Source organism: Nostoc sp. CHAB 5715, from assembly GCF_020829685.1.
GTDB lineage: Bacteria > Cyanobacteriota > Cyanobacteriia > Cyanobacteriales > Nostocaceae > Nostoc.
In genome coordinates this window covers 1-5,563 of sequence record NZ_JAIVFR010000487.1, presented here as the reverse complement: position 1 = coordinate 5,563, position 5,563 = coordinate 1, and the positions used below count along the sequence as shown (strand labels likewise).

Below are 5,563 nucleotides of genomic sequence, written 5' to 3'. Positions count from 1 at the left end.
GATTATTGAGCCGATACAAATTTACTGTTAACGGGTGAGGAGCGGGCTGTGATTGAGCGACAAAAGCGGGAGAAAATTGTAGAGAAATTGCGTACTCTCTCTATTGAAGAACTCAATGCTTTAGGAATTGACCCAGAAATGTTGGATTAAGAAACATTTTTTCGCTATGAACTTATGAAATCATGTACTTAGTAATGTATAATTAAGCCCAAGAGTTCAGGGTGCTTATCAAGTATTAAACTACTTGCTGGTACTGCCAAAGCATGTTATATGTCTAAATCTGCAATCACCGTTACCGTCAAATTGTTCGCTGCTTATCAAGAAGCCTTTAGAGTTTCGGAACTGGTACTGGAATTTCCTAAAAGTATGCCAGTCAAAGCAGTATGCGATCGCCTCATAGCTGAACACCCCGAACTTTCCCAATGGCGTGACGTTACCCGCTTTGGAATTAATCTAATATTTGTCGAACCAGATACCCTACTACAAGACGGGGATGAAGTCGTGCTGATTCCACCAGTCAGCGGCGGCTAGCAAAAAAGTTAGGAATTAGGAGTTAAAGATTCAAAACTTCTAATGGAATCAAACTGGTTAGAAGTTGGACACGTCAATTCTACTCAATAGCTTTAAGACTTAGCAGCTAGGTTCACTAAGCTATCTAACTCTTGCTGCATCTGACTAACAACTAATTCATAACATTCATCGACATAGTAGCGATCGCTGGCTGCTTCAGGGCCATAACGTTGAAATACAATTGGCAAACAAACCCGCGTGTACATGGACACAGGCAATGGAATGTTGGGTAACGGGCCAATTGCTAATCCCCAAGGCAGTCCGAGATAGATCGGAAAAACTTCCGGATCAATCCCCAACAGCCAAGGCATCCCCCATTCGTGGAGTTGCCGCACAATTTTATAGCAGTCAGCCAGTACAATCAGCGTATCGTGAGCGCCCCAGGAAATCACAGGGACAATCGGCACATTTTCCCGCAATGCTAACTTGATAAATCCTTGCCGCCCCGCAAGGTAAATTTTGTTACGTAAATAATGCGGTCGGAAAACATCTTCGGCTCCACCTGGATAAACTAACAGACTCGCTCCAGAGCGCAAGGCAGCGTAAGCCATTTTCGGGTGAGCCATGATTGCTCCAGCCTTAGCAACCAGTTGCGCTAGTGGCGGGCTAACCTGCCAAGCTTTGGGATGCATCAAACCATAAACGGGTTGCTTTACACCAAATCGTCGGAACCAGTCGTACATTATCATTGTCATATCGGGAGCCGCGAGTCCCCCATTATGCGAACCGACAAATAGGACTTTTTCTTGAGGTGGAATATTATCCCAGCCACTAGTTTGAACTCGGAAATAGTAGTCATAGAAAAAGCCAAACAGAGGCATCAGAAATTCTATGAACTTTGGATCTCGCTCATCCAAAGACCAACCGGGTTTTTTATTTATGAAATGTTGTTTTTTTGACATCAATGCATTCTAATAGGATTGGTAAAGAGCAAACAATCCTTTGTTAGGTATGACCTGGTTTGCTCCATGCACAAAACCTGATTCGTCTAAATACTTTAAGTCAGTTTCTTCTCTAACAGCAGCTAATTCTGACTTAATTACTTCTGCTCGCTCTTTAACTTTCTTTAGTAAGTGTAATCTTTTAAAGTTTAACAAACTTCGGTCTTGCCCAGTAGCCAAGAATCTCCTTAAAGGAGCGTCCATATTTTAAATTACTTTGGTAGATGCATTTTCACTATTTATTTTTACATAGTTTGGGTTTTTCTTGCCTAATTAGCACCAAAAGCTCATTACAACGGTATGTAAAGATTTAATTGGCATAATTACATTTTGGAGTATGCACGTACTTATTCTACCCAAGTAATAACCCAAGTAGCGGGTTATCGGATCTGTCTTTTAGTCACTAGATAGAAAAGTTGTCTCTCCTTGAGTAAGAAAAAATTGTGTACGCTCCTCAGATAACAACAAACTTATTGCCATTACCAATTCAGAGTAGCTTCCAGCAAGGGTACCTACTGCATAGGAGGGCATAGCATTACCAATAAGGGAAACCAAGGTTCCTACAAATAACCACGGCCATTTCAACCTGAACCAAATACCGATGCCAATTAGTAGGACAAACAGATTAACTACAATCGTGATAATTGGCGGGCCATTCAAGTTGGCAACATGATAGCGCAGGATTCCCGCAAACTCTATTGGAACTAGTTCCAGCCCTATATAGTGGGTGGTAACATCTATCGCTGTAAGTCCCAATGCAATTACCCAAGATAAAACCCGCACTAATCTATTAGCCCAACCAGCTTTGGCGCGGTGAGCGAGTTCAACACCAATCACAATAAATAGCGGTACAACTAAATAATGTAATAGAAAGCGCAGCATAGAGAGAGTTTTCAAAAGCTCTCCTTCACCAATCAGACTTCCTATTGAAAGAATCAGATTGTCATAGCTAATGCTCACTACCACTATAGGCAAGACAATCATTGCTAAACTGGTTGATTGCTGCCACAAACGAATTGCCCAGCCTACTAAAACCCATTCGATTAAGGCAAGACTGAAATGTGTTACGGGATAAATTATTGACATAAGTAATGGATGAATATAGCAGAATGTATTCCAAGCACAAATGCTAACTGCTTAAGCCGATAAAGCTAATTTGTGCCTGGAATAAAAGCTAGAGCGAGTTATTATTCACGAAACTTGTGGCTATCATTACAGTTTCAACTGGTGTCTAAAAATCATCCGATAAAACAACTGTTATGTTGGTGTTAAGTTCTGGTGCAAAACCACTTCCTTCAGCTACATAAGTAATCGGTCCTCCGGCTTCTAAAACAGCAGGCCCACCACAGGCTTTAATTAAATCAACACCGTCCTTCACCTTAATATCTTGACAACCAAATTTAAGTCCATTTGGGCTAGTAATTTTAATCTTATTAATTGTTCCAGTTTCACCAGGCGGTAAAAAAAGTTTAGCAGAGCGAATAACTGTTGTAGCTGGCAAAGGATTTGGTGTTGTTGTGTCGATACTAAAGGTTCCTCCAGTAATGGAAGCTTTTTCTGTGATAATTAAGGTAGCAAGGGTGCTTGGTGCTGCGTTAGCGTTCGCGGAGCGTCTCGTAGAGAAGCTTACCGAAGGTATCGCTGATGTAGTGAAACAGAATATAATAAATGACACGGCAAATGCAAAAATCTTTGCTGGATTTATGAACATCTTCAATGAATTCATGATGATTCTCCTTTTTAAGTTTTATAAATTCTCTGGATCTACGCTCAATAGTATTATCTGGTGATTTTTAGCTATTTATGCAAACATCTTACCAAATAGTGCTGCACCGATTCCCCCGTCAACAAACAAGCTGAAGGCGAACAGCGAAACAGCAGTAACTCGTGCTTTTGGTAGTCCACCCAATCAAAAACCACTGAGTATAAACCCGATCGCTACATAACTAAGACTATAGCGATCGCACAGATAAGTCTGCATTATTTTGCTAGCTTGTTTAAACAATCGGCGTTGCTGATTCCATGTATGAAAATGATTTTGCATAATACCAAAATCCCTGTAGAGATGTAGCACTGCTACGTCTCTACATCCAGATTCATACTTCAATTCAGCAACGCCTCAAGGTTGAATTGTCTTCGCCGACTGGTTAAATAACAAATCTCGTGACTTATCTGGATCAAGCGCTTGAGTTTTCAATGCTTCTGCTTTCTCGTAGGCGCGAATTGTTGCTGGACGGGCTTTAATTGTCTCAAACCACCGCTTGATGTGAGGAAAATCCTCTAGATTCTGACTTTGGCGCTCATAGCCCACAATCCAGGGATAGGCAGCAATATCGGCGATAGAATAATCGCCAGCCACAAATTCTCTATCTGCTAGTTGCTTATTCAGCACTGCATATAAGCGTCCTGTCTCATTTACATAACGGTTAATGGCATATTCAATTTTTTCGGGAGCATAGGCGCTAAAGTGATGATTTTGTCCCGCCATTGGCCCCAGCCCTGCCATTTGCCAGAACAACCATTCTAAAACTTTAGTGCGATTACGTAAATCTTGGGGGATTAATTGCCCGGTTTTTTCTGCCAAATATAGCAAGATTGCACCAGACTCAAATACCGAAATCGGCGCACCTCCATCTGCTGGTTCGTGGTCAACGATCGCCGGTATGCGATTGTTAGGAGAAATCTTTAAAAATTCGGGTTTAAATTGCTCCCCAGCCCCAATATTCACAGGAATTATGGTATATTGTAAGCCGACTTCTTCTAAGAAAATCGTAATTTTATGACCGTTTGGAGTTGTCCAATAATAAAGTTCAATCATGGTTATTTTTCCTAAAATTCTGCGATTGTTTAGTAGGTTAATAATGCGTTACAGACATCTCTGTTATTCATATAAGCGACCATCAACTAGTTTAGGCTCTATCTAGACACCTCTTAATTACGAATTACGAATTACAAATTACGAATTAGTGTAAGATTGTGGTGATTTGGCGATCGCTGCCCAAACCCGATGGTGAACTTGAAGAATTGGTGTAGGATATCTTGCTTCGAGTAATGTTGCCAATTCTCGGTCAAATACTTCTACTTTTTCTGGTATCAAGCTGGCTCCTACACCAGCACTAGCACGAATTCGACCCCGCCAATCTTCGTGGGTATAAGGTACAAATACATCATAAGAAAATGTGCGGATTTCGCGGAATCCTCCTTCGCCAATGTCTTGTAACCACAAGGGATACAATCCATTACGTCCGCCCATTTCCCACACTGGATTATGAGCTTTTATCAGTTGTTCTGTGGCTTCAACTACATTACCTTTTAAGGGTATCCAATCAAAATGAGCGATCGCAATTGAGCCATTTCTTCTCAATATCCGAGTAATTTCTTGGACAGCACGGGGACGATCAAACCAATGCCAACACTGTCCAGCTGTCACCACATCCGCACTTGCGTCTGGTAACTCGGTATTCTCGGCAGTTGCGACTCGATAATCTACTTTGAGTTGGACAGATTCGCTTAACAGTCTCGCTTGTTCTAAAAGTGATGCTGATGGATCTATGCCAATTACATAAGCACCTCTATCGGCAAAGCCCCGCGCTAGTGTTCCTGTTCCTGTACCAAGGTCAACAATATTTTGCCCTGGTAAACCTATACCATATTCAGACAGTTTATTAAATAATGAACTGGGAAAGCCAGCGCGGTGTTTTGCATAATCAGTAGCAGTTGCACCAAAATCAATATTCATACCTGCAAAACTATTCTTGTAACAATTGTCTTCCCTAAAAGTTCTCTACCCACGGGCGTAGTTCTACTTCCCATGTCCAAGCACTTCGGGGTTGACGTAAAATACTGAGATAAGTTTGAGCGATCGCATCTGGGTCAAGGGTACTATCTGGATTATCTGCTGGATCTTGGCGCACTGCTGAGCGGATTGCACCATCAATCACGAAATGCGCCACATGGATATTCTTTGGTGCCAGTTCTCTAGCAATACTTTGAGCCAAACCGCGCAGTGCAAATTTACCCATTGCAAAGGGAGCAGATTGAGAATAACCCTT

Annotated in this window: 8 protein-coding genes and 2 pseudogenes; 2 read left to right on the top strand and 8 right to left on the bottom strand. The window is 41.7% G+C overall.

The window, feature by feature from the left end; genetic code table 11:
- Positions 1 to 150, top strand: a pseudogene (locus LC574_RS38540) (Uma2 family endonuclease); the annotation flags it as partial.
- A 120-nt stretch (positions 151 to 270) separates the two neighbouring features.
- Positions 271 to 531, top strand: coding sequence for a MoaD/ThiS family protein (locus tag LC574_RS23980; protein WP_229456064.1), 261 nt, complete (start codon positions 271 to 273; stop codon positions 529 to 531).
- Positions 532 to 623: 92 nt separating this feature from the next.
- On the opposite strand, the gene LC574_RS23975 is transcribed toward LC574_RS23980, so the two are convergent.
- The 8 genes and pseudogenes from LC574_RS23975 to LC574_RS23940 all read right to left on the bottom strand — a co-directional run.
- Positions 624 to 1,472 carry a lysophospholipid acyltransferase family protein gene (locus LC574_RS23975; protein ID WP_229456063.1) on the bottom strand — a complete coding sequence of 283 codons (849 nt, stop codon included), beginning with the start codon at positions 1,470 to 1,472 and terminating at the stop codon, positions 624 to 626.
- 9 nt (positions 1,473 to 1,481) lie between these two features.
- Positions 1,482 to 1,715, bottom strand: a complete 234-nt coding sequence (locus LC574_RS23970) for a hypothetical protein (RefSeq protein ID WP_229456062.1) — start codon at positions 1,713 to 1,715, stop codon at positions 1,482 to 1,484.
- Positions 1,716 to 1,907: 192 nt separating this feature from the next.
- On the bottom strand, positions 1,908 to 2,597 hold the full coding sequence (locus LC574_RS23965; RefSeq protein ID WP_229456061.1) for a hypothetical protein: 690 nt from the start codon (positions 2,595 to 2,597) through the stop codon (positions 1,908 to 1,910).
- Positions 2,598 to 2,742: 145 nt separating this feature from the next.
- Positions 2,743 to 3,237 carry a hypothetical protein gene (locus LC574_RS23960; RefSeq protein WP_229456060.1) on the bottom strand — a complete coding sequence of 165 codons (495 nt, stop codon included), beginning with the start codon at positions 3,235 to 3,237 and terminating at the stop codon, positions 2,743 to 2,745.
- Between the two features lie 183 nt (positions 3,238 to 3,420).
- A complete protein-coding gene (locus LC574_RS23955) occupies positions 3,421 to 3,618 on the bottom strand; it encodes a hypothetical protein (protein ID WP_229456059.1) in 198 nt (65 codons plus the stop codon).
- A 12-nt stretch (positions 3,619 to 3,630) separates the two neighbouring features.
- Entirely contained in the window at positions 3,631 to 4,329 is a 699-nt protein-coding gene (locus LC574_RS23950) for a glutathione binding-like protein (protein WP_229456058.1), read from the bottom strand.
- A gap of 138 nt (positions 4,330 to 4,467) precedes the next feature.
- Positions 4,468 to 5,250, bottom strand: a complete 783-nt coding sequence (locus LC574_RS23945) for a class I SAM-dependent methyltransferase (RefSeq protein ID WP_229456057.1) — start codon at positions 5,248 to 5,250, stop codon at positions 4,468 to 4,470.
- Positions 5,251 to 5,284: 34 nt separating this feature from the next.
- Positions 5,285 to 5,563, bottom strand: a pseudogene (locus tag LC574_RS23940) (oxidoreductase); the annotation flags it as partial.